The sequence below is a fragment of the Faecalicatena contorta genome, assembly GCF_022835095.1.
Taxonomy (GTDB): Bacteria; Bacillota; Clostridia; order Lachnospirales; family Lachnospiraceae; genus Faecalicatena; species Faecalicatena contorta.
In genome coordinates this window covers 4,933,071-4,954,315 of sequence record NZ_BQNQ01000001.1, presented here as the reverse complement: position 1 = coordinate 4,954,315, position 21,245 = coordinate 4,933,071, and the positions used below count along the sequence as shown (strand labels likewise).

Annotated in this window: 15 protein-coding genes and 1 pseudogene; 7 read left to right on the top strand and 9 right to left on the bottom strand. The window is 43.7% G+C overall.

The window, feature by feature from the left end:
- Positions 1-3: 3 nt before the first annotated feature.
- The 6 genes from MWG26_RS22115 (at position 4) to MWG26_RS22095 (ending at position 5,739) form a co-directional block, all read left to right on the top strand.
- Positions 4-951: a carbohydrate kinase family protein gene (locus MWG26_RS22115; protein WP_025653810.1), complete on the top strand. Its 948-nt coding sequence runs from the start codon at positions 4-6 to the stop codon at positions 949-951.
- Positions 948-1,691 (top strand): SDR family NAD(P)-dependent oxidoreductase, encoded by a 744-nt coding sequence (locus MWG26_RS22110; protein WP_025653809.1) that lies wholly within the window; start codon positions 948-950, stop codon positions 1,689-1,691. The genes MWG26_RS22115 and MWG26_RS22110 overlap by 4 nt, the downstream gene beginning before the upstream one ends.
- Before the next feature lie 5 nt (positions 1,692-1,696).
- Positions 1,697-2,314 (top strand): ThuA domain-containing protein, encoded by a 618-nt coding sequence (locus MWG26_RS22105; protein WP_025653808.1) that lies wholly within the window; start codon positions 1,697-1,699, stop codon positions 2,312-2,314.
- Between the two features lie 202 nt (positions 2,315-2,516).
- Positions 2,517-3,893 (top strand): D-alanyl-D-alanine carboxypeptidase family protein, encoded by a 1,377-nt coding sequence (locus tag MWG26_RS22100; protein ID WP_044925969.1) that lies wholly within the window; start codon positions 2,517-2,519, stop codon positions 3,891-3,893.
- A 17-nt stretch (positions 3,894-3,910) separates the two neighbouring features.
- Positions 3,911-4,033, top strand: coding sequence for a hypothetical protein (locus MWG26_RS22765; RefSeq protein WP_275891933.1), 123 nt, complete (start codon positions 3,911-3,913; stop codon positions 4,031-4,033).
- A gap of 431 nt (positions 4,034-4,464) precedes the next feature.
- Positions 4,465-5,739 carry an ATP-binding protein gene (locus tag MWG26_RS22095; protein WP_025653807.1) on the top strand — a complete coding sequence of 425 codons (1,275 nt, stop codon included), beginning with the start codon at positions 4,465-4,467 and terminating at the stop codon, positions 5,737-5,739.
- Positions 5,740-5,792: 53 nt separating this feature from the next.
- Here the strand turns inward: MWG26_RS22095 and MWG26_RS22090 are convergent, their stop codons facing one another.
- The 8 genes and pseudogenes from MWG26_RS22090 to MWG26_RS23115 all read right to left on the bottom strand — a co-directional run bounded on the left by MWG26_RS22090 (position 5,793) and on the right by MWG26_RS23115 (position 15,657).
- A complete protein-coding gene (locus MWG26_RS22090; RefSeq protein WP_025653806.1) occupies positions 5,793-7,661 on the bottom strand; it encodes a PEP/pyruvate-binding domain-containing protein in 1,869 nt (622 codons plus the stop codon).
- 18 nt (positions 7,662-7,679) lie between these two features.
- Entirely contained in the window at positions 7,680-8,531 is an 852-nt protein-coding gene (locus MWG26_RS22085) for a class II fructose-bisphosphate aldolase (protein ID WP_025653805.1), read from the bottom strand.
- A 12-nt stretch (positions 8,532-8,543) separates the two neighbouring features.
- Positions 8,544-9,542 (bottom strand): dihydroxyacetone kinase subunit DhaK, encoded by a 999-nt coding sequence (locus MWG26_RS22080; protein WP_117440554.1) that lies wholly within the window; start codon positions 9,540-9,542, stop codon positions 8,544-8,546.
- Between the two features lie 6 nt (positions 9,543-9,548).
- Entirely contained in the window at positions 9,549-10,184 is a 636-nt protein-coding gene (gene dhaL, locus MWG26_RS22075) for a dihydroxyacetone kinase subunit DhaL (RefSeq protein ID WP_025653804.1), read from the bottom strand.
- 81 nt (positions 10,185-10,265) lie between these two features.
- Positions 10,266-11,723, bottom strand: a complete 1,458-nt coding sequence (locus MWG26_RS22070) for an MFS transporter (protein ID WP_025653803.1) — start codon at positions 11,721-11,723, stop codon at positions 10,266-10,268.
- A gap of 43 nt (positions 11,724-11,766) precedes the next feature.
- A complete protein-coding gene (locus tag MWG26_RS22065) occupies positions 11,767-13,104 on the bottom strand; it encodes an aspartate aminotransferase family protein (protein ID WP_025653802.1) in 1,338 nt (445 codons plus the stop codon).
- Between the two features lie 108 nt (positions 13,105-13,212).
- Positions 13,213-14,361, bottom strand: coding sequence for an iron-containing alcohol dehydrogenase (locus tag MWG26_RS22060; protein ID WP_025653801.1), 1,149 nt, complete (start codon positions 14,359-14,361; stop codon positions 13,213-13,215).
- A gap of 34 nt (positions 14,362-14,395) precedes the next feature.
- A pseudogene (locus tag MWG26_RS23115) lies at positions 14,396-15,657 on the bottom strand (Glu/Leu/Phe/Val family dehydrogenase).
- Positions 15,658-15,988: 331 nt separating this feature from the next.
- Between MWG26_RS23115 and MWG26_RS22050 the strand changes: the two are divergent.
- Positions 15,989-18,832, top strand: a complete 2,844-nt coding sequence (locus tag MWG26_RS22050; RefSeq protein ID WP_117440555.1) for a tetratricopeptide repeat protein — start codon at positions 15,989-15,991, stop codon at positions 18,830-18,832.
- Positions 18,833-18,932: 100 nt separating this feature from the next.
- Here MWG26_RS22050 and MWG26_RS22045 read toward each other — a convergent pair whose 3' ends face one another.
- The gene (locus tag MWG26_RS22045; protein ID WP_025653798.1) at positions 18,933-21,230 is read right to left on the bottom strand and encodes an extracellular solute-binding protein; all 2,298 of its coding nucleotides are present in this window, start codon (positions 21,228-21,230) and stop codon (positions 18,933-18,935) included.
- Positions 21,231-21,245: the final 15 nt, after the last annotated feature.

Below are 21,245 nucleotides of genomic sequence, written 5' to 3'. Positions count from 1 at the left end.
TTTATGAGGATCATAGGATTTGATTACCCCTGTATGGACATGAATATTTTGTGCCCGCACATGCCAACAGAAGAGGAACTGGTGGAATTTCAGGATGTGAGTCTGATGGGCGGGGGCAAGATTGCAAATGCGGTTGCCGCTGCTGCGCGTCTGGGGGCAGAAACTGCATTTATTGGGGCTGTGGGTAATGACAGGTATGGGAAGCTTTGTGTAGAAGACTTAAAAGTGCTTGGCGTGGATGTTTCGCACCTGGAGATGCGAAAAGGCAGAACTGCTTTTTGTGTCAGTATTGTAGATTCTGAAAAGCGGGGAAAGCACTATATTGAATCTGCATCTACGGTTCAGCCGTGGAACGCTGCGGATATCCCTTACGAAATCTTTAAAAAAGGGGATTATCTGATGCTGTATCAGATGGATACCGTGGCGGAAAAGATGGCGAAATATGTACATGAAAACGGAGGAACCGTTGTTGTGGATGGGGATGAATTTGATGAGCGGACCCAGAGAAACCTGAGGAATATTGATGTTTTTATACTATCAGAATATTATTACAATCATCTTTATTCTGACGGAGAGTACAAGAAGAATCTGGGGCTTCTGTCCAAAGAGGGGCCGCCGGTAGTTGTCGTTACGCTGGGGGCAAAGGGATGTGCAGGAATGGATCATGGTAGATTTTTTGAATCAGCATCCTATCCTGTGGAGGTTTTGGACACGACCGGGGCGGGGGATGTTTTTCACGGCGCATTTACCTGTGGAATAGCGGAAGGAATGAATGCAGAATCAGCAGCTTTATTTGCCGGAGCGGTTTCCGCGATAAAGTGTACGGTCCTGGGCGGGCGTACCGGAATTCCTACGAGAAAATGTGTGGAACATTTTCAAAATACAGGTGAGATCCTGCCCTGTGATTTTGCAGAAAGAGAAGAACAGTATCGGGAGGCATTTTGGAGATGAGGAAAACTGTGATGGTAACAGGTGCAGACCGGGGACTGGGATTTGCATTGTGTGAGGAATTTTTGAAAACCAGCGGGAGGCAGACCGGTGCAGAATCAAAAACCACATTTCAAGTGATTGCAGGCAGGTATATGGAGGAATGGAAGGAACTCGATGCCTTGAAACAGACTTATCCTGACCGCCTGATCTGTGTGCCGCTGGATGTGGGAGATGATAATTCTGTAAAAACAGCGGTTCAAAAGGTGATGGAACGTGTGGAAACGGTTGATATGCTGATTCATTGTGCAGGAATCAATGGTACGATCCGGGACATTCGGGATGGATATGACTATCCTGGGATGCTTCGGACGCTTAATGTCAACGCATTGGGAGCAATACGGGTGACAGAGGCATTTCTTCCGCTTATGGACCGGGGCACAGACAAAAAGATCTGCTGTATTTCTTCGGAAGCAGGAAGCATCGGGACCTGCTGGCGGGAGGACGAAACCGAATACTGCATGTCCAAGGCTGCACTCAACGCAGGTATGGCAGTTCTTTCAAACCGGCTGAAAAAAGACGGTTATGAAATCCGTCTCTATCACCCCGGATGGATGAATACCTATATGATGGGAACCAAAGAAGAACACGCCGATCTGAATCCGGAAGAAGCGGCAAGGCTGGCCCTGCAGAGCTTTTTCAAAATACGGGAACAGGAAAAGCTGGTATTGGACAGCTATGACGGGAGCATCATTCCCTGGTAGGAGGTATGAAAGAGTTGACGGAAAAAAAGATTATGATATTAGGGGATGAAGAACAGGCGCCTTATCATCCGCTTAGCAGAGTGCTGCCCGGCATCCGGGAGGCACTGGAATCCCTGGGGGAGATAAGCGTATGTACAGATTACCGCGGCCTGACTATTTCTGACCTGCAGTTATATGACTGTATCATCAGTTATCTTGACGATTACCAGAATCTGAATGGATTCGATGACATTCTTGCGGATTATCTTGCATGCGACGGCCGTCTTCTGGCGCTGCATAACGGAATTATCAGCCGCGCAGGAAGTAAGCTGGAAAAAGCATACGGCGGGAACTTCGTAACGCATCCTCCCCGCTGCCTGCTGGTTTATCGTACTGCAAAGTGTCCGGGAGAAAAAGAGTTTCAGTTAGAGGAAGAGCCTTATATGGTGAGGCAGCTGGATTCGGAGAAACAGATTTTTCTTACTTTTCAATATCAGGGAGAAGACTACCCTGCGGGCTGGTGCAGGAATTATAAAAAGGGCAGGATGATCTATCTGGCGCCGGGGCACGATGAAAAGACAGCGGAGAGTAAAACATTCCGGAGATTGTTGAGGGAATGCGTAATAAAATTAGGAATTCGTTAACGAGCTTCCGTCTTGCTGGCGGATAGATTTCAAAAGTTTAATACTTGTAAGTGTCCAATATTTGAGGTACTATGTAATGTATAGATTCTTATCCAAAACACGAAAAGCTCAATAATAAATTTTATTTTTATTTATGAAATAATTTTATAGAAGAATGAGTTCTGCAGGTTCTGCATATGATAATAAAAATCTGGAGGAAATTATGAAGTTAAAACGGATTTTATTTTGTTTTTTAGCAGCAGCTATATTGATCCTTTCCCCGGCAGTTGTGCTGGCGGAGGATGGGGATACGCAGGAGAAGACAGAGGAAGAGCTTGCCGCTGAGGCGGAACTGCAGGAGAAGGCCGCATCTTATGAGGCGGCGATTGATACGAACGGGCTGGAGGGCTGGCCTCAGGGACCAAATGTATATGCAGATTCGGCCGTGGTAATGGATATGGAGAGCGGTGCAATTCTGTATGGCAAGAATATGGATGCAAAACATTACCCTGCAAGTATCACAAAACTGCTGACTACTCTGGTAGCTCTGGAAAATGCGGATCTGGCGGATAAGGTAAAATTTACCGAAGACAGTATCTCTTTTCTGCAGTATGATGACGCGCAGATTGGAATGAAAGCAGGAGAGGAATTAAGCCTCGAAGATGCACTGCACGCGGTACTTCTGGCTTCTGCAAATGAGGTGTCCCATGCGGTTGCCGAGAGTGTGGGGGAGCAGAGCCTGGGCGGAGATTATGATACATTTATCCGGAAAATGAATGACAGGGCAAAAGAGCTTGGATGCACCAACTCCCATTGGGTGAATCCGAACGGGCTGCATGACGATGAACATTACACAACAGCCCATGATATGGCCCTGATTGCATCCGCAGTGTACCAGCAGGACGAATTTAGAACCATTATGGGAAAACTGGAGTACAAGATTGGCCCTACGAACCTGACGCAGGAAGAACGTGTATTTCAACAGAACCATAAGATGCTTTGGCCGGAGAATTACTATTATTACGAATACTGTACCGGCGGAAAAACCGGATACACAGATCAGGCAAAAACCACGCTGGTGACAATGGCAGACAATGGAAATATGCACCTGGCCGCTGTAGTCCTCTACGATTATGGAGTCGATGCGTATACGGATACAAAGGCCATGATGGATTATGTTTTTTCGAACTTCAAAAAAGTTCCGGTTGAGAGTCTGGAGACTTCAGAAGACATCAGGAATTTTAACACAGAAGATGCTTATGTCGTACTGCCGGACGGGATAGAATTTTCCCAGCTTGAAAAGAATATTGTTCTGACCGAAAGCGGGATTAGAGACGGTAAAGTCATCTATACCTATAAGGGCCAGGCAGTCGGCAGCGCGGAAGCCACCCTGACTGAAGAAGGGTATCAGAAGCTAATGGGGGATACTGCGGCAAGTGACAGTCGTAAAATAGATAATAAACAGGAGGATACGCCTGTTGAGACGCCCAAAGATAAAAAGGATGAACAGCCGAGGCTCAAACTGTATATCGGGATTGGGGCGGCGGCAGTACTCATCCTGTTAATCGCAGGGATATGTTTTGGGCGGCGGAAGAGGTAGGGAAGGGGGGACGCTCCGTGAAAGCGGAAGCGGGCTGCCCCGGGGATACATATGCCGTTTCTTTGGGCAGTCCGCTTGGTAAGCAGCAGTTAAGAGAAAAAGAGCAGAATCGCAGGACATCGGAAGCATTCACCGCCTAAGCTGATGCTTAGACGGCTCAGGCTTCCTTGGAAACTGATTCGGAATCAGTTTCCAGTCCTGCGATTCTGCTCTTTTTCTCTTACTGCTGCTAACCGCGCTATATGCTCAAAGAAACGGCATATGTATCCCCGGGGCAGCCCGCTTCCGCTTTCACGGAGCTGGACGCACCCAGGGGGGTGCGGCAGGGGCTTTGATGGGGGCGGTGGATCGATTTGGAAAAGGAGTGTGTATAGGCGGCGAGGGGAGCTTGATTATTTTATAAGATCAGGAAATGTAAGTGATATGGCTAAACTAAAATATAATTTTAGAATAGACGGAAATGTGATTGACAATGTCGGTAATTTTGGCTAAACTAAAATGGTAATTTGGAATGGACGGAGAGGCAGTTCTTTCTGATTTGTGCAATTTAGTTTTGAAGGGAGAGGTTCAGATGGTATATATTAAAAGAGCTGTGGAGGGGACGATTGAGCAGATATCGACAATGTTTCCTGTACTTTTGGTAACCGGGCCCAGGCAGGTGGGAAAGACAACTTTGCTGCAAAAACTGGCGGAGACGCAGCGTGAACTTGGAGTGGATCGTAAATATGTGACTCTGGATGATCCTGATGTGAGGTATCTGGCAAAGAAAGATCCGGCTTTGTTCATGCAAAGATATACTCCGCCTGTTCTGATTGATGAGATTCAGTATGCAACGGAGCTGCTGCCTTATATTAAAATGAGTGTTGATCGTTCTAAGCGGAAAGGGGATTTCTGGATTACAGGATCGCAGGTTTTCCGGCTTATGCAAAATGTGAGTGAAAGTCTTGCCGGACGCGTGGGAATTGTAAATTTGCTGGGATTGTCCGATGCGGAGATCTATCAGGTGCCAAATGAACCCTTTTCCACGGATACCGGGCGTTTGTTGGAGCGTTTATCTGTAACAAAGGCACGTGGGTTAAATGAGATCTACCGGAGAATATTCAGAGGCTCTATGCCAGAACTCTATGCTGATGACCATATTGACTGGGAAACCTATTACCGTTCCTATGTAGACACATATTTACAGAGGGATATCCGTGATCTGGCTCAGGTTGCTGATGAAATGCAGTTTTATAATTTTATGACGATTGCCGCCGCTCATACATCCAAACCTGTTGTGTACGAGGAACTGGCAAGTGCGGCCGGGATTACGGCTCCTACTGCTAAGAAATGGCTTTCTGTTTTAGTATCTTCCCATATCATCGCGCTTGTACAGCCTTATCATAATAATGCTTTGAAACGAGTAGTAAAAATGCCGCTTCTCCATTTTTTAGATACGGGTCTGGCCGCTTATCTTTTAAAATGGGGGAACCCGGAGGCACTGGAAAGAGGGGCAATGTCAGGAGCATTTTTTGAGAGCTATGTATTCTCTGAAATTTATAAAAGTTACCTGAATGCGGGAAAAGAGCCTCCAATTTATTATTATCGGGATAAAGATCAAAAGGAAATTGACCTGCTGATTTTTCAGAATGGTATACTGTCTCCCATTGAGATTAAAAAAGCTGCTTCACCTGGAAAAACGGCGATAAAAAATTTTCATGTGTTAGACCCTGTAAGCGCGTCAGGAACATTTGATGCTTTGGAGACACTTAAAGTAGAGATAGGAACAGGGAGCGTTGTCTGTATGGCAAATGAGTTACTTCCTGTTGATGAAAAAAACTGGTATGTACCAGTCTGGCTGATTTAAGATACAGTGGACTGCGCAGCACGTCAGGGGCCTTGCTGCGCAGTATGTGTTCCTCAGGGGGAGAAAATGCGGCAGACAGCTCTTCCAGCCCTGGCATCCAGGATGATAGATGCATGGAGGCCGGTCAGATCATAGAGCTTTACAATTTCCCGGATTTTTCCTGCATCAGGCCACCACTTATGCAGGATCTCCGGATATTGTTTCAGCATTTCCGGGCGGTATAATTTTGTCGTCCGGTTTTTTGTGATTGCCCCATAAAACACGCCGGCCTCCACCATGTCCTGAAACATATGGCTGCCGTAGGAGAGATCCGTGAAGTAACCTGCTTTTTCATATGCCACTTCGCAGACCGCACAGAACTGGCTGATATCGGCATAGGCCACGGGAACCCCCAGTTCAGGCGAAGTGGTTCCAATCCGTCCAGGTGTAAGCAGGAGCCGCCCGTTATCCGTATCTTTAAATTTTTGATTTATCTTGCCAATCATCCGTCCGATGTTTGGTTTTTCAGAGTATGGACATTCGTAATATTTCTGAGGATCTACCCATACAATATAATCAATTTTTTTCTCTTCTGAACGTCCAATGGACGCCCCGGTTATATCGAAAAGAAATTCGTGTTCAACACCTCCGGAAATTGTGATTCCTTCGGCGGAAGCTGACCGGAGAGGACGGCACTGGTAAATGTTGATGTGCCAGGAGCCATCGGCAGAAGTGTCTACCGCAAATTCTACATCCACAGGCCGTTCATACTCTTTTTCAAACATGTTCAGGGCTTTTCGCATGACGTTAATAAAATCGGAGTTTTCAACCAGACCCTGGCAGTCTGCAAAGTATATGTTCCGATAGATTCGGCGTTGGGCCAGGAGCGTTTCTGCTTCAGTATCATGGCTCAACAGCATGTTTCTCTGGCATTTAGGAAGAAGGTCAGTCATATCCTCCAAAGATTTGGTACACAGCCCTCCTGCGGCAAGGTCAATGACATCAACATGCCGCTGGGAATACTTGTGACGCTCGGCGATCGTTGGGTGGAGATTTGCGCGGGCCCGGTCCAATCCGACCAGCCGGGGATAGTCACCAGGAGTCTGCTCCACGGCACGGGTGCCAAGACCCATGACGATTCGCAGCATTCCCGCTTTGGGATTTAATTGTTCCATCCATTTATAAGGATTATAAGAGCACCCCATGCCTGCAGCAGCCGGGAAGAAATATTGCCCATGTGTGCTCCCGGCCACAGTCTGGATGATAAGAGCCATATGTTCTTCCTTGTTCAACAGGTGCCGTTTTTTGCGGTATTCCAATGCGGAAAGATTCAGTACGCTGGCATATACGCTGCGTACAGCATTTAAAAGTTCTGCCATACGTTCTGCTTTTGTACCCTGATTGGCACAAATGACCGAGTCATATTTACCTGTGAAGGCATTTTCATAACTATCTTCCATGAGGCTGCTGGAGCGTATAATGAGTGGAGTCTGGCCATAATTGTCCAATATTTCTTCCAGTTTTTGTATCACAGGGGATGAGAATTTACCTGACAGGAGTCTGTCCTGAAACTTTTTTATCTCTTCCATATCCTCTTTTTTTAGAGTCTGTATCCGCCAGAGCCCTTCGCACTGATTCTCTGCTACATAATCATGAAAGACATGGGAGCCTATGAACCAGGAATCTGGAGAAGTCAGGTGTTCTTTGCAGTCGGGGAGATAAATGCTCAGTAACTTTTGGGCCATGACCATCCCACAGGCTTTTCCACCGATGAGGCCATCACCAATTCTGCGCTGCCATATTTTCATATAATCATTTGGCTGAAAGTATTTCAGGATCAGCTTCTCCATCCTGGGATCTTCTGTCATAAGTGCATTGCAGACTTCTTTGCTCTCCATAGTGGAAAGGCTGTTTTTTTGCAATAATTCTGCATAGTTTGTCATGTTATCATCCCCGTTTTTCTATAGATTCGAAAAAGTCCTCATAGCGGACATGACATCTGCTTTCATTGCATCCATACCACAGTTCGCGATGTCATGGAAATAGACATCCCCCTCTTTTTGGGTGCACATTTTTCTAACCGCTTCGCCACCAGCTTTTGCGGCGTAAGTATAATAATTTATTTTACGGACGCCACGCCTGATACATTCTTTATATTCTGATTCGTGCAGACCTGAGCCGCCATGCATAACAACCGGGACATTTGCTTCTTTGCGAATTGTGCTGATAAGTTCAAAATCCAATACAGGCTTTGTCAGATATAACCCATGAACAGTTCCAAAAGAACATGCCAGTGCATCAATTCCCGTACGTTTTACAAATTCTTTTGCTTCTGCCGGGTTCGTGTACACATTTTCGATTGCCTTTCCTTCCGCCCCGGCACTGCCGAATTCTTCTCTTCCCATGGAACCGATTTCCGCTTCAACGGATGCATGATATGCGGACGCCAGCTCTACGGCTATACAGGTATTTGCCACATTTTTTTCAAAATTAAGAGCTGACCCATCATACATAACGGATGTAAAGCCCATATCAAGTACCTTCTTCAAAAACTCCAGTTCTTCACCATGATCCAGATGCACACATACAGGTACGTCTGCTTTTTCTGCCATCATTACCATAATTGGCCCCAATATATCCACAGGGCTTATCGCATGATGCGCTTGTGCAAACTGTATGATTACCGGCTGATGAAGCTCTTCTGCCGCAGCTATAGCAGCACGGATTCCCTCCAGGTTGGCTACATCAAAGGCACCAATTGCGGTTCCATTTGCCTCTGCATAATCTAAAATACGCTTCATTGATATTAACACAGTACATCCTCCTTAATTTGAATAGACCGGTGTACTGCAAGGTGCGTCCCACCATTTCTTTATATCGTCATCAACTTTACAGAAAGAAATAGAAACCCCTGATGATTCCTGAGTAGTTACCATGTTTGCAGCCACCCCTGAATAGACACTTATTCCATGGGTTCCCAAATAATTGCACAGATCCTCCCTGTATACAATAGACAATTCCATCATTGTTGTGGATCCCATACCATTTACGAGCAATAAAACCTCGTCCCCTTCCTTGTATGGCAAATCCTCAATCAAATAATCTGCTGCGATCTTTAGCATTTCATATGAGTTTGTGAAGTTACCGCTATAGGAGCCCCCTTCTCCGTGAGCTCCTGCTCCAATACTTACTTCATTGTCCGGTATACTCATCATCTGCATGCCAGTTTGAGGATGTGTGCATCCGCTCAGGGCTATAGAAATGGTTCTTGTATTATCTCTGGTTTTGTGAAAAGCTTTTACGCATTCTTCTAATGTTCCGCCTTCTTCTGCAACTGCGCCTGCTGCCTTAACAGGGAAGAAGAACCCGCTTGTGCCTCTTCTTTCCTCTTCATAGCCTTTCGGTGCAGAAGAAACATCATCATAATGAATTACTTTCTCTATATCCATTCCTTTTTCTTTCGCTAGACGATATGCCATATTCCCGTTCATTACATCTCCGGCATGGTTGGCAATCGTCAGCAGAATGGGGCTTCCATCATCAATATCCTCGATTGCTTCGAAAAACTTCTTTCCTGATTGGGCTGCGAACACCTCGCCTAAGGAAACCAGATCATAGGCCCCATATCCAACCTGTCCCATTGTTCCCGGTTCGTGACCGCCTCCGTTACCAATTACCACTTTTACTTTACCCGGTTCTTTTGGATCCTTTCTTGTAATATTATGTGTCCCAGGGGTCAGCTTCAGGCGGTTTTTATTTGCTAAAACGTAGCCTTCTACCGTTTCCTGCATAATATCCTCCGGTTTATTTAAAAATTTTTTCATATTATTTTACTCCTCTATTTTACGCACATACTTCCACATTGCTTCGATCACTTTTTGCATTGTTACAGAACCGGCATCTACATAGCCAAGAGACTCTTTATTTAAAAATTTTGCCCGCCCTTTTCTGGCAACCATTTTGGAAGTACCTGCAGCACCATCACCCGCGGCAATTGCTGCAGCATGAAGGCATTCGGCCAAGCCTGATTCAGAATCCATTTTATTTTTATAGGCATCACATGCAGGAGAAAGGGCATCGATCAGTGTTCTGTCCCCTTCTTTTGCCCCTCCAATCATTTTGATTTCTTCCAGGCCATTTCTGAGTAACTTATATATGTCATCCACTGTTATATCAGCGCTGTCATTCATTGTTCTGGCGCCGCCCGAGAACAGTCCGCCTATAATGAGCCCTATGGCGCCGCCCATAGATTCTGCCAGTGTATCTCCAACCGCTGCAAATACTTCTCTGGGAGTGTTGAAGCTTCCTTTATCAAGTACATTCTTAACAGCAGAGAATCCACGGGCTACAGTAAAGCCATGGTCTCCATCACCTACAAAGCTGTCTAATTTGCATAACAGGTCTTTTGATGAAATTGCTTCATCACATACCTCATACATCATGTCTATTGTATTGTATACATTCATATTGATCTCCTTTCATAACTGTATTGATTACTGTTCACACTCTTCGGGTTAGCACAGTAACCAATACAATTATTCAGATTTTTATGCTTCGCTTTTTTTGGATTTCATTTCCTGGAGTTCTTCAGCAACCTGTTTGTCGGTAAGATTGAAAAACTGCTGCAATACAAAATGTGCTAACGTAAGAAGAGCAGGTACTGCGAACATTACAAACAGCATTGAATTCAATGTGCCTGCACTCTGTTTTGCATTGGCCACATATCCGATGGCTTCTAATATATTTCCGAAGAAGAATCCTCCTAAAGCTGCTCCAAGCGTAATTGACAGTCCGAAGCCCGCATGGATCAGTCCGGCCTGTGGTTTTCCAGCTATGTATTCGCTGTGGTCTACGGTATTAAGTGTTAAAACAGTTGCAAATGAAGTATAAGAACCAATCGCCAGACCACTGAAAAGAAACACAGCGAACAGCAGTCCAAATTGTATTGATTCGCCACTGCCTTCTGCACCCATAGCCCGAACCATAAAAAACATAACTGCAAATAACACGATGTTTACTGCTATCACTACTTTATAGGCTCTGTTAGTATCGCCAAAGCATTTGATAAGCGGCTTAAGTAACAACGCCCCCACGCCCAATGCTACTGTATTCCAGAATACCGCTGTGACATAAAAATCTTCCATTCCCCAGTAATACTGGAAAAAGTAAATCATTACGCCGTTCCTTATAGCCAGCATGATCTGAAATATAATTTGTCCTGTAATAAGAATAATTACGGGTCTGTTTGCCGCCAGATTTTTCAGCTGGCTTAAAAACGGTTCATGTTCTGTCTGCATAAGATGTTCTCTTACAGATCCATCTCTGTTTAATTCATATTTTTTACTGATTATAATTACAAATAATGCGCAAATAAATATGATTGCCGCGATTACGATAGCTGCTCCAAAGTATCCTTTGGACTGATCGGCCGAATTATGACCAAATAGCTTAACCAGCGAGATGAAGAAGGTAGCAGCAACAATATTTGATATACCATTAAACATACCCTGCAGGCTTGCAATCACTGCTCTCTCCTGTGGGTTTTTGGTCATATTCATTACCATGCCGGTAAAGGGCGAATAGGTTGCTGTTGCGCCTATTGCTCCAAATATACTGTAGCTGATTGCTGCCCATACAAGCTTTGTGCCCATTGTGGCGCCCTTTAAATTTGTAAATATTGCTACAAATGATATCGTAAGCGGAAGAATACCAACAAACATCCATGAACGGAATCTTCCCCATTTCAGGCAGACATTATCTATTAAATATCCTATGATCGGGTCTGTTATAACATCCAGAAGCCGTGCTGCTAAAATGATGGTTCCGGCTACACCTGCACTCATTCCTACAATATCTGTATAAAAGAACATCAGGTAATATCCGAATATTATCCAGGCAACATTGAATGCAAATCCGCTGTTTAAGGACATTGCGATTTTATCTACCCATGGGATTTTTCCGGTAGTTGATCTAAAATCAATATCATACTTATCTAATTTCCTCATTTCTTCATTTCCTCCTCCTCGTAAAGTCCTCGAATGAGATTGTTTATTTGGCCATTTGCTTCATTACATCTTCTGCAGCTTCCAATGTCCACTGAACATCTTCATCTGTTACAACAAAACTCATTAACCAACGGTTTGCAGGTAAGATGAGCACCCCGTTGTTCTCCATTAATTTACGGAAGGTATTGTTCTGATCATCGTCCATATCCTTGATATCATCATCTGAATAAATAGGTGTTCTGCCGCCTTCTACTCCAAAAATAGTATAGAAGCAACCGGGATTCTCTGTAATCCTCAGCTTCAATCCATATTTATCTGCAAGGCATACAAGTCCATCCATAATCTTTTCCTGTTTTTCATACATGTTCCTGTAAGCCTCTCCATCATTTCTGGTCAGGATGTCGATCGTAGTTGCCGCTGCCCTTTGAGCCAAAGGCCAGCCATTAAATGTACCGGCAGAAAGAACATTCTTCTCCGGAAGCACTCTCATAACTTCCTCTACGCCACATACAAATGCAGATGCTACGCCGCCGGCAAACATCTTACCGAAGGTTGCAATGTCAGGTTTAACTCCAAAAAGCCCCTGTGCGCCTCCCGGTCCGACTCTGAATCCTGTGAGCACTTCGTCCATACTCATTACTACATTATACTTTGTACACAATTCCCTGATTTTCTCTAAAAAACCAGGCTTTGGCTGAAGAGAGAAATGGTTAATCGGAACCGCCTCAAAATGGCAGATTGCAATCATATGTCCATAATTTTTGAACGTTTCTTCAAGAATGTCAAAGTCATTAAAAGGAATTACTAACGTCTCCTGTGTTGCGATTTTACTTAACCCAGGGCAATAAGAGTGATCATCTTCTCTTAATGACATTAAAGGCAATCCACTCGGACTTGGGTCATATCCGCCGCCAAACACATTATCAATCCAGCCATGGAAACATTCTGCAAATTTCAGGATCATTGGTTTCCCTGTATATGCCCTGGCAATTCGAATTGCTGTCTGCACTGCTTCTGTACCTGTCATCTGCATTTTGATTTTATCTGCACACGGAACATATTTTCTGATAAGTTCGCCAAGCTTCACATCGTCATCAGAAAAGAAAAAGCTTGCAGTAGGCCTTGTCTCGATCAAATCAATCAGTGCTTTTGAGAGTTCTTCGTGTTTGGAACCCAATGCAGCAGGTCCGTAAGAAATGCAATAGTCAATATATTCATTTCCGTCAATATCATAGAGACGGCTTCCTTCTCCATGATCAATAAACATTCTGTAATTTTGTGCACTTACTTTAATCCTCATATTTGAGTGTGCTACCGGGAAGTAATCCAAAAACTCTTCTGTCATCGCTCTGCTCTTTGGGCAATCATTCTTTTTCTTCATTTGATAATTCTCCTCCTTAAATTAACATCTGGCTTTCGCTCAGTTTTTTGGTTAAGTTAATCATACATTTTCTATGTTACTGCTTTCTTACACATTTTCTTATTTTACTTACAATTTTAATGTTGACCTTAATAAACGTTCCGCCACATCATGTGTGACTTTAAACGGTGCTAATCCTGCAAATGGCTCATTTACCACTTCATTCACCAGTTCATCAAGAGTATCTGTTTGTAATTGACAGTCTTCAACAGGTTTTAAACCTAATTCAGAAGCAAACTCTTTATATTTATTTGCAACCATTGACGCGATCTCAATACTACTGATATCATCATCAAATGTCAAACCAAATAGCCGGCCTGTTTTTTTAATCTTTTCACACTGTGTATCTGCCATTTCTACAATAACATTACTAAGGCCATATGAACAGCAGGCGCCATGAGCCAAATGGAAATGTGCACCGAGAACGTGAGCGATACTGTGTCCCACGTGGGCACAGCAATTGTATAACATCCATCCTCCCATTGAGGAGGCTGCCTGCATTTTTTCTCTTGCGGCAAGATTATTCCCGTCTTTGATAACCTGTGGCAGGTATTCAATCACTGTTTCCATAATTTTTTCACAAACTAAATCCGTCATCATATTTGCTGTTATAGCCGTATAAGCTTCAAAAGCATGTGAAAACACATCTAATCCCGTCATCATGGTTAAGGAGGCGGGCATTCCCCGGGTAAGTTCCGGGTCCAGAATTGTATATTCACTCATACAATTTGCGCACAATATTGGAAGTTTTAAATTATGTTCCGTATCAGAGATAATCGCTCCATTAGATAATTCAGAACCGGTCCCGGAAGTCGTGGGAATAGTAATTAAACCGCGGCATACCTGCATCGGCTTTGCTGCATAGTCTAATATTCTGCCTGGATTAAACCGCAGAATGTTAATCCCTTTGGCAGAATCAAGAGCACTTCCGCCACCCACTGCTATTACACAATCACAGTTATTCTCCCTGCAGATTTGTGCCCCTTCGTCTATGACAGAGGCTGGCGGATCAGATACCACTTTTGCATATTCGTAATATTCAATTGCAGATTTCTCCAGCAGTTTTTCTATTCTGTCTGCTATACCAGATTGTTTTATACCCTGATCACAAACTATAAAAGCTTTTTTACAGCCTGTATCCCTGCACAGCTCGCCAATTTTATTGACCGATCCTATGCCGGGAATCACTTTTACTCCCTGATAAAATGTGTAATCCATTTCAATTCTCCTTTCACATAGTTATGTGTATTGATTATGGCCATATAGCCCTTGACTTTTTCGCTTCTACAACACGTCTGATGGCGATAAGATATGCACCGGTACGCAAAGTAGTATGGTTTTCCTGAGCAATGTTCCAGACTGCATCGAATGCAGGATCCATGATATTTTTAAGCTTTTCATTTACTTCAGTTTCGGTCCAGTTAACAGACTGAATATTCTGCACCCATTCAAAATAGGAAACAACAACGCCGCCGGCGTTGGCAAGGATATCCGGTACAAGTACAATTCCTTTTTCAGCCAGAACCTCATCTGCCTCCGGGGATACGGGGCCATTGGCTGCTTCTACGATAACATCTGCCTTAATTCGATCCACATTGTTCTCATTAATTTGATTCTCAAGAGCTGCCGGTATCAAAACTTTTACATCCAGGGTCAGCAATTCTTCATTTGTCATTACTGCTGTGTCCTTAAGATCTAAATCTTTAAGCAGATTTTTACGATCCCGTGATAAATAATCCAAAATGGCTGCTATATCCAATCCATTTTTATTATACAGAGCGCAGGATACATCACTAACCGCTACAACCTTCATACCTTCCTCCTGCAGAAGTCTTGCTGTAACGCTGCCTACATTTCCCATCCCCTGGACTGCACAGTTGTTCCTTTCACAGGAATGTTCAGTTTATTCAGGATGTTTTTTGTCGTAAACATCACTCCGCGTCCAGTGGCTTCATTTCTTCCCAATGCACCGCCAAGTTCTATGGGTTTTCCTGTTACGACGCCATGTACACAATGTCCCTTTAGCATACTGTAGGTATCCATCATCCAGCCCATGACAGCCGCGTTACTTCCCACATCCGGTGCGGGAATATCCTGATCCGGACCGATTAAGGGTGCGATAGCTGCTGTAAATCTTCTGGTAAGTGCACGCAGTTCTCTCTCAGATAATTGCAAGGGGTTACAAATAACCCCTCCCTTTCCTCCGCCATAAGGAATATTGACCACTGCACATTTAAATGTCATCCAGGCTGCGAGTGCTTTTACTTCATCATTGTTAACACAGGGATGAAAACGAATGCCGCCTTTTGCCGGACCACGGGAAGTAGAATGTTGAATACGAAATCCCTCAAACACATGGACGCTTCCATCGTCCATCTCAACGGGAATAGAAACCTTTAATTCTCTTTCCGGAAATTTAATGGCCTCATATTCACTTTGTTTATACCCCAGTATTCCTGCGGCCTGCTCGACAACTTTTAATACATTATCATACGGATTATAACTTTGTTCCATTTGTGTGCCCTCTTTCCACTATTCTGTCTTTTTGTTCATAACATTCCCTGCAGCTTTCAATGCCTGTTTTGCTCAATTCATAGCTTACCTGGCTCACCTCCCTTAAATAAACGTCAGGCATTCGCTTCGCTTTTGGGGCTGCCCTGATAATATCCACTTTGCGTTACTGCTTACTTACAGCTTTTTTTCTTTTACTTACAAATCTGCCGGAGTTCCTTGTAATTTTATATTCGTGTAAGTATACTTACATATAAATACACGAAATAAGCGGCTCCTTAAAACCTTTAATGTATTACTTTTTAACAAATGTTATTGTTCAGGGAGGGATAAAATGAAGTCATTACAAACAGATGACAAAAACACTGCAGAATCATCAGATGCGGCATCCGGATATTTAAGGGAGAGTCTTTACAATAAGCTGGAATCACACAGAAATGTGTCGCTTATAGGAATATTTGCCAACAGCGGATTTGGCAAAACAGTTTTGATGTATAGTTATTTATTACACTACAATATAAATAATATCTGGTGTGGTATTGACAGCATTATCAGATACGATGCCCATCTGCTTTCGAATATAAGAAAGGAAGTGCTGGAGCTCTTACCGGAAGAATCCGATACTCCTTATAGTCCGAAAGAGCTGTCTGCTGAAGATGAAATTGACAGTATAATAAGTAAACTGAACGCTCTTACAGCTCCGTTGTTTATCGTGTTTGACAATTATCATATGACGAGTGCACAATCGGATATTCATAAATTTATAGCAAGGGTAATAGAAGCTGCGAATCCTCTCGTCACGATTGTTATCATGGGGAAACAGCGGCCTGACTTTTCACTGCCGCTTTTGAAATCAAAAAAACGCTACTATGAACTGGATGCCGATGATCTGGCTTTTTCAAGACGGGAAACAGAGGATTATTTTAATAATTATAACAATCTGAATCTGAAACCTTATGAGCTGGATTGGATCTATGAGATAACACAAGGCTGGCCTGCAAGTTATCAACTCATCCTTGAATATATTCAAAAATTCCCGAACCCAAAAAGAAACCGCCTTGATTTTCATCTTTTATCAAACGTTCCTGATATTTTTGATTATCTCAGCAATGAAGTATTTGAGTGTGAAACGGAAGAAATAAAGGACTTCATGTTGAAAACCAGTTTAATGACAGAGCTTGAACCAGATATAGTAGATCATTTTCTTGAAATCAACAGAGGAGAAGAGATCATCAGATACCTCCTTGATAATCATGCATTTGTATATAAAAACGAGTACGGTGCAGTCAGATACCATAAACTTTTCAGACAATTTTTATACGAACGCTATTATCATTTTAATGCAGGCAAAATGTCGCAGCAGCACAATAAGCTGACGGAAATCTATATGCAGCGCCATTCCTACATACTGGCTTTCGCGCATGCAGTTGCCAGCAATGACTATAAATCAGCAACGAAAATAATAAAACTCATCGGGCACAGATACAATGCGATGCAGTTTATAAACGTAATTGACGGCCATTTAGAGGAAATATCACCGAAATTGCTTTTTTCGAATACCTCGCTGTTTTTAGCAAGATGTATTCCGGAATCAATTCTTATTGAGTTTATTGATCCATTGAATGATGCTATTCATACGGCGGAGATGAACCAGAATATTTTTTTATTATCTAATCTGCAAAACAGACTGGGGACATTTTATTATCATACGGGCAGAATATCCGAAGCAAAAGAAATGTTTGAAAAGTCGTATCAGAACGCAACGGAATTTAATGACTATGCCCTGATTGCCTGCAATCTCCAATTAATTGCGGAGTGCCATATATGTATGGGATCATACGAAAAAAGCCTTGAATATGCGAGGCAGGCCTTATTTATTTCTGAAAGACACCACATCGTAATTATGCAGGTACATACCCTGGAAGTGCTAACTCGATTATATATAGCTCTTAAAGACTACGGACAAGCTGAGTTTTATCTTTCACAGGCCTTTGGCTTAGCTGAAGAAGAGCCATTTATTTCATTTTGGCTTTTGACGGACAAAAGTACTTTGCTTACTGAAAAAAAAGAGTATGATGCGGCTATTATCTGGGCAAAAAAATCAATCGATTCTGTGATAGAGTACAGCGATGGATATGATATAGCGCTTTCATATCTGACATTAGGCAACGCATATTTACAGAGCGGGAAATTCCGCCAGGCCGAATGGAGTTTGAATATCGCATATGAAAGCTGTCTGAAATGTGGTTATCTTCATTACAGTATTGTGAAAAAGCAGCTGGAGCTTTATACTCTGATGGATGAGGCAGATCGGATCCGCTCAAAAAAGCAGGAGCTCTCTGAAATATGCCGCAAATACAAATACGAGTGGGTTATGGATATTTCCGCGGAAGGCAGTGATTCAGATTTCATGGAGCCTTCAGACCAGGAAGATCTAAAAATAAGCACCCTTGGAAGCTTTCACATTGTATTGAACGGCAAAGATATAAATATTAAAAGAAATTCAAGCCTTCGCATACTTCAGTTTCTCATCGTGAACAGGAAGCACAAAATCAATAAGGATATCATTATAGACGCTGTTTTTCCCGGAATCATGTATGATAATGCCAACCATTTTAATGTGGCGCTTTCTGTTCTCCGCAAAGCACTGGAACCAGATCTTAAATCCGGGAAAAACTCAAAGTACATCCTGCGTACGAAAGAATGTTATCAGCTTAGTTCCAATGGAATTTCCCTGGATATTGATGAGTTTGACGATGTTTGCAACTGTATTATGAATAGGAAAGACGTGATTGATGAAAGTTTACTGAATAAGCTTGATCTTTTATATAAGGGAGATTTTTTTGAAGAATATCCATATGAACCTTTCTTAGAAATAGAGAGGGAAAAAATAAATGTGAAATACATACATACGCTCAAACATATTGCTAATTTTTTCAAAGATAAAAAAGATTATTTAAAGGGCCAGGATTACTACGAAAAGATTCTGGCAATAGAGCCTTATATGGAAGATATATATTTCGAATATATAGATATGCTTTTAGCCTCCCACGCTGTATTCCAGGCAAAAAACATTGCAAAAAAAATGACAGATTGTCTGGAAAAGGAATTAAAAGTTCCCGTTAAGGATAAGATTAATAAGTTATTCGAGGAATACCATTTTACATTTGATGCCTAGACTCTCCTTTTTCACTTCCGTCACCTGCCGTAAAAGCCCGGCGGTGTGCTATGGATTGTAATCATCCAATGTAAAAGGATTCGTCAGATCGACGAATCCTTCAGGGCAGTAAATGCAGCGGTTTTGGATAGCCGTAGGATTTGAATAATGCCTGCATTTCTTTCTGTCCCTCATCAAGTGCCTCCGCTATGCCCAGCCCATCGGTTACGATACGCCTCAGTACAGTGCAGAGGGTTGTTTCTATACGGCTCTGGGGGATGATGAGGGAGTTTTTGCTGTATGGCCCGGTTCTTTTCCGGCAGTATTCGAAGCTCTTTTCGGTCAGTTCCAGCCAGGGATACAGCTTCAGGAGTTCGTGGCTGGAGTATGGCGCGCGGGCGGGGGACTGGCCGTCCAGGATGGTCATGTAAATGCTGATATCTTTTTTGCTGAGCCACTGGAAGTACAGGCAGGCTTCCTCGTAACGGGCGGTGCAGGGATTCATGCCCAGATTCCAGCCGACGCTGGCCGGGGTCTTTCCGGGGATGGATTCGTATCCCACGCGTCCGATGATGTTGTTATGGATGCTCTGGCAGATCTGGCCGGCATATTCCGAGTAGGTGATCAGCATTGCGGTCTTTCCCGAACAGAAATCATGGACCGTTTTGGATATATCGGTTTCGAACGGGAAGGTTTCTATATAATTGAGAGTTTTCAGGATACTGCCGAAGGCCTGGGCGTTCTCCGGGGTATTCATGCAGACCCGGTTGTATTTGTCCCAGAGTTTTCCGCCGCCTGACCAGAGCCGGATCAGGATCTCGGGAGCCAGTTCTTCATCTACGATTCCGGCCATAGAGGTACCGTATTGGGTGGGAGAATCCGGATTGCAGTCTCTTGTGAAAAAGGAGGCGATCCCGTTGAACTCTGTCCATGTACGGGGCGGGGAGAGCGGAATCTGAAACATCTTTTTAAAATCCTTTTGTATGCGCCTGTTTTCGAAAAGATCCTGTCTGTAAAATAATATCTGTGAACCGCCGACGATCGGGATGCCGTAATAACGCTTATCGAACATACAGTTGTTCAGATTTTCCGGGAAAAAGGCATCCGAGTTGAAGCTGTCGCTTTCTATGAAATCAGTGATGTCTGCAATCAGTCCGTTTTGAACCAGATACTGCAGCCAGGGGATATCATACATATAAATATCGTAGTGGGACCGGGAGCGGCCCAGATCTTCCACAATTTTGCCAGGCAGTTCATTCTGGGCGGCAAAATCGATCTCCACAGGATTTCCTGTCTGCCGTGTAAAGTTTTCGGAAAGCAGCCTGGCGGCATGGGAGGTTGCGAGGTCTGCCATCAGGATACGCAGCGGTTCCTTTGAAGAGCCCGCCTTTTTGGAGGCAGGGGTCTTTTTTTTGGCTTCGGGCAGAGGAAGCCTGCTGTGTATGATTTCATCCGTGAAAATCAGAGTTTTTTCCTCAAACAGGACAGGCGATTCAATGTTTTGCATGAGCAGCTGCGCGGCTTTTGTGCCCAGCGTGAATGCGGTGCGCGAGGTGTGGATGATTCCGGACAGATTAACGCGGTTCCAGGACTCTTCTCCAAAGGTCAGGATCTGTATGTCATCGGAGGGGATGCTGCCCTGTATTTTGCAGGCTTCTGCCACGCCCTGGGCTATATTTTCAGAGGTGGTGATTACGGCGTCTATCTGATCCAGGAGGGGGAGGGTGAGAAATGCTTTGAACCCATCCTCCCTGGTCAGATTGGTGGTTTGGATCAGATCCGGATTAACAGGAAGTTCATAATCCTGCAGAGCAAGCTGGTAGCCTTTTATGGCCTCGGCCTCCGAGGAAAACTGCTGTGATCCCGTGATCAGGGCAATATTCTGATACCCCTTTTTTATAAGATTTTCTGTTAAATAATAGGTGGTTTTAGAATTGTCAAAGCTGACAAAACTGGTATTCAGATTATCGGGCCTGCGCTCTATAAATACGGCGGGGATGTTATAATTTCTGATTCTGGCGGTGAAAAATTCGGTATTCTGTGGCTGTGATGTAATAATCAGCAGCCCGGATACATTTCCGCTTACAAAATCATCGATCTTATCGCATTCGATATCAGGGGAGTTATTGGAAAAGGCTACATTCATGCTGAACCCCTTATTCTGAAGATAGGATGAAATGCCTTTGAAAATTTCGGCATGGTAATAATCATCAATATCTGTCAGCACAATCCCTATTTTTTTTGAATCCGCGGTCTTGAGGTTGCGTGCAGATGCATTTGGGATATATTTCAGCTTCTCTATGGAATCCATGATTCTGGCACGGGTCTCCGGCTTTACATTCCTTGCGCCGCTCAGGCAGCAGGATACCGTCGCAATAGAAACTCCTGCGTCTCTTGCGACATCTTTTAAGGTTGCCAATGACAGTCACCTCCG

Excerpts from the sequence above, each read along its gene's own strand:
- MWG26_RS22115 (WP_025653810.1), top strand. The coding sequence starts at position 4 with ATGAGGATCATAGGATTTGATTACCCCTGTATGGACATGAATATTTTG.
- MWG26_RS22110 (WP_025653809.1), top strand. The coding sequence starts at position 948 with ATGAGGAAAACTGTGATGGTAACAGGTGCAGACCGGGGACTGGGATTT.
- MWG26_RS22105 (WP_025653808.1), top strand. The coding sequence starts at position 1,697 with ATGAAAGAGTTGACGGAAAAAAAGATTATGATATTAGGGGATGAAGAA.
- MWG26_RS22100 (WP_044925969.1), top strand. The coding sequence starts at position 2,517 with ATGAAGTTAAAACGGATTTTATTTTGTTTTTTAGCAGCAGCTATATTG.
- MWG26_RS22095 (WP_025653807.1), top strand. The coding sequence starts at position 4,465 with ATGGTATATATTAAAAGAGCTGTGGAGGGGACGATTGAGCAGATATCG.
- MWG26_RS22090 (WP_025653806.1), bottom strand. The coding sequence starts at position 7,661 with ATGACAAACTATGCAGAATTATTGCAAAAAAACAGCCTTTCCACTATG.
- MWG26_RS22080 (WP_117440554.1), bottom strand. The coding sequence starts at position 9,542 with ATGAAAAAATTTTTAAATAAACCGGAGGATATTATGCAGGAAACGGTA.
- dhaL (WP_025653804.1), bottom strand. The coding sequence starts at position 10,184 with ATGAATGTATACAATACAATAGACATGATGTATGAGGTATGTGATGAA.
- MWG26_RS22070 (WP_025653803.1), bottom strand. The coding sequence starts at position 11,723 with ATGAGGAAATTAGATAAGTATGATATTGATTTTAGATCAACTACCGGA.
- MWG26_RS22065 (WP_025653802.1), bottom strand. The coding sequence starts at position 13,104 with ATGAAGAAAAAGAATGATTGCCCAAAGAGCAGAGCGATGACAGAAGAG.
- MWG26_RS22060 (WP_025653801.1), bottom strand. The coding sequence starts at position 14,361 with ATGGATTACACATTTTATCAGGGAGTAAAAGTGATTCCCGGCATAGGA.
- MWG26_RS22050 (WP_117440555.1), top strand. The coding sequence starts at position 15,989 with ATGAAGTCATTACAAACAGATGACAAAAACACTGCAGAATCATCAGAT.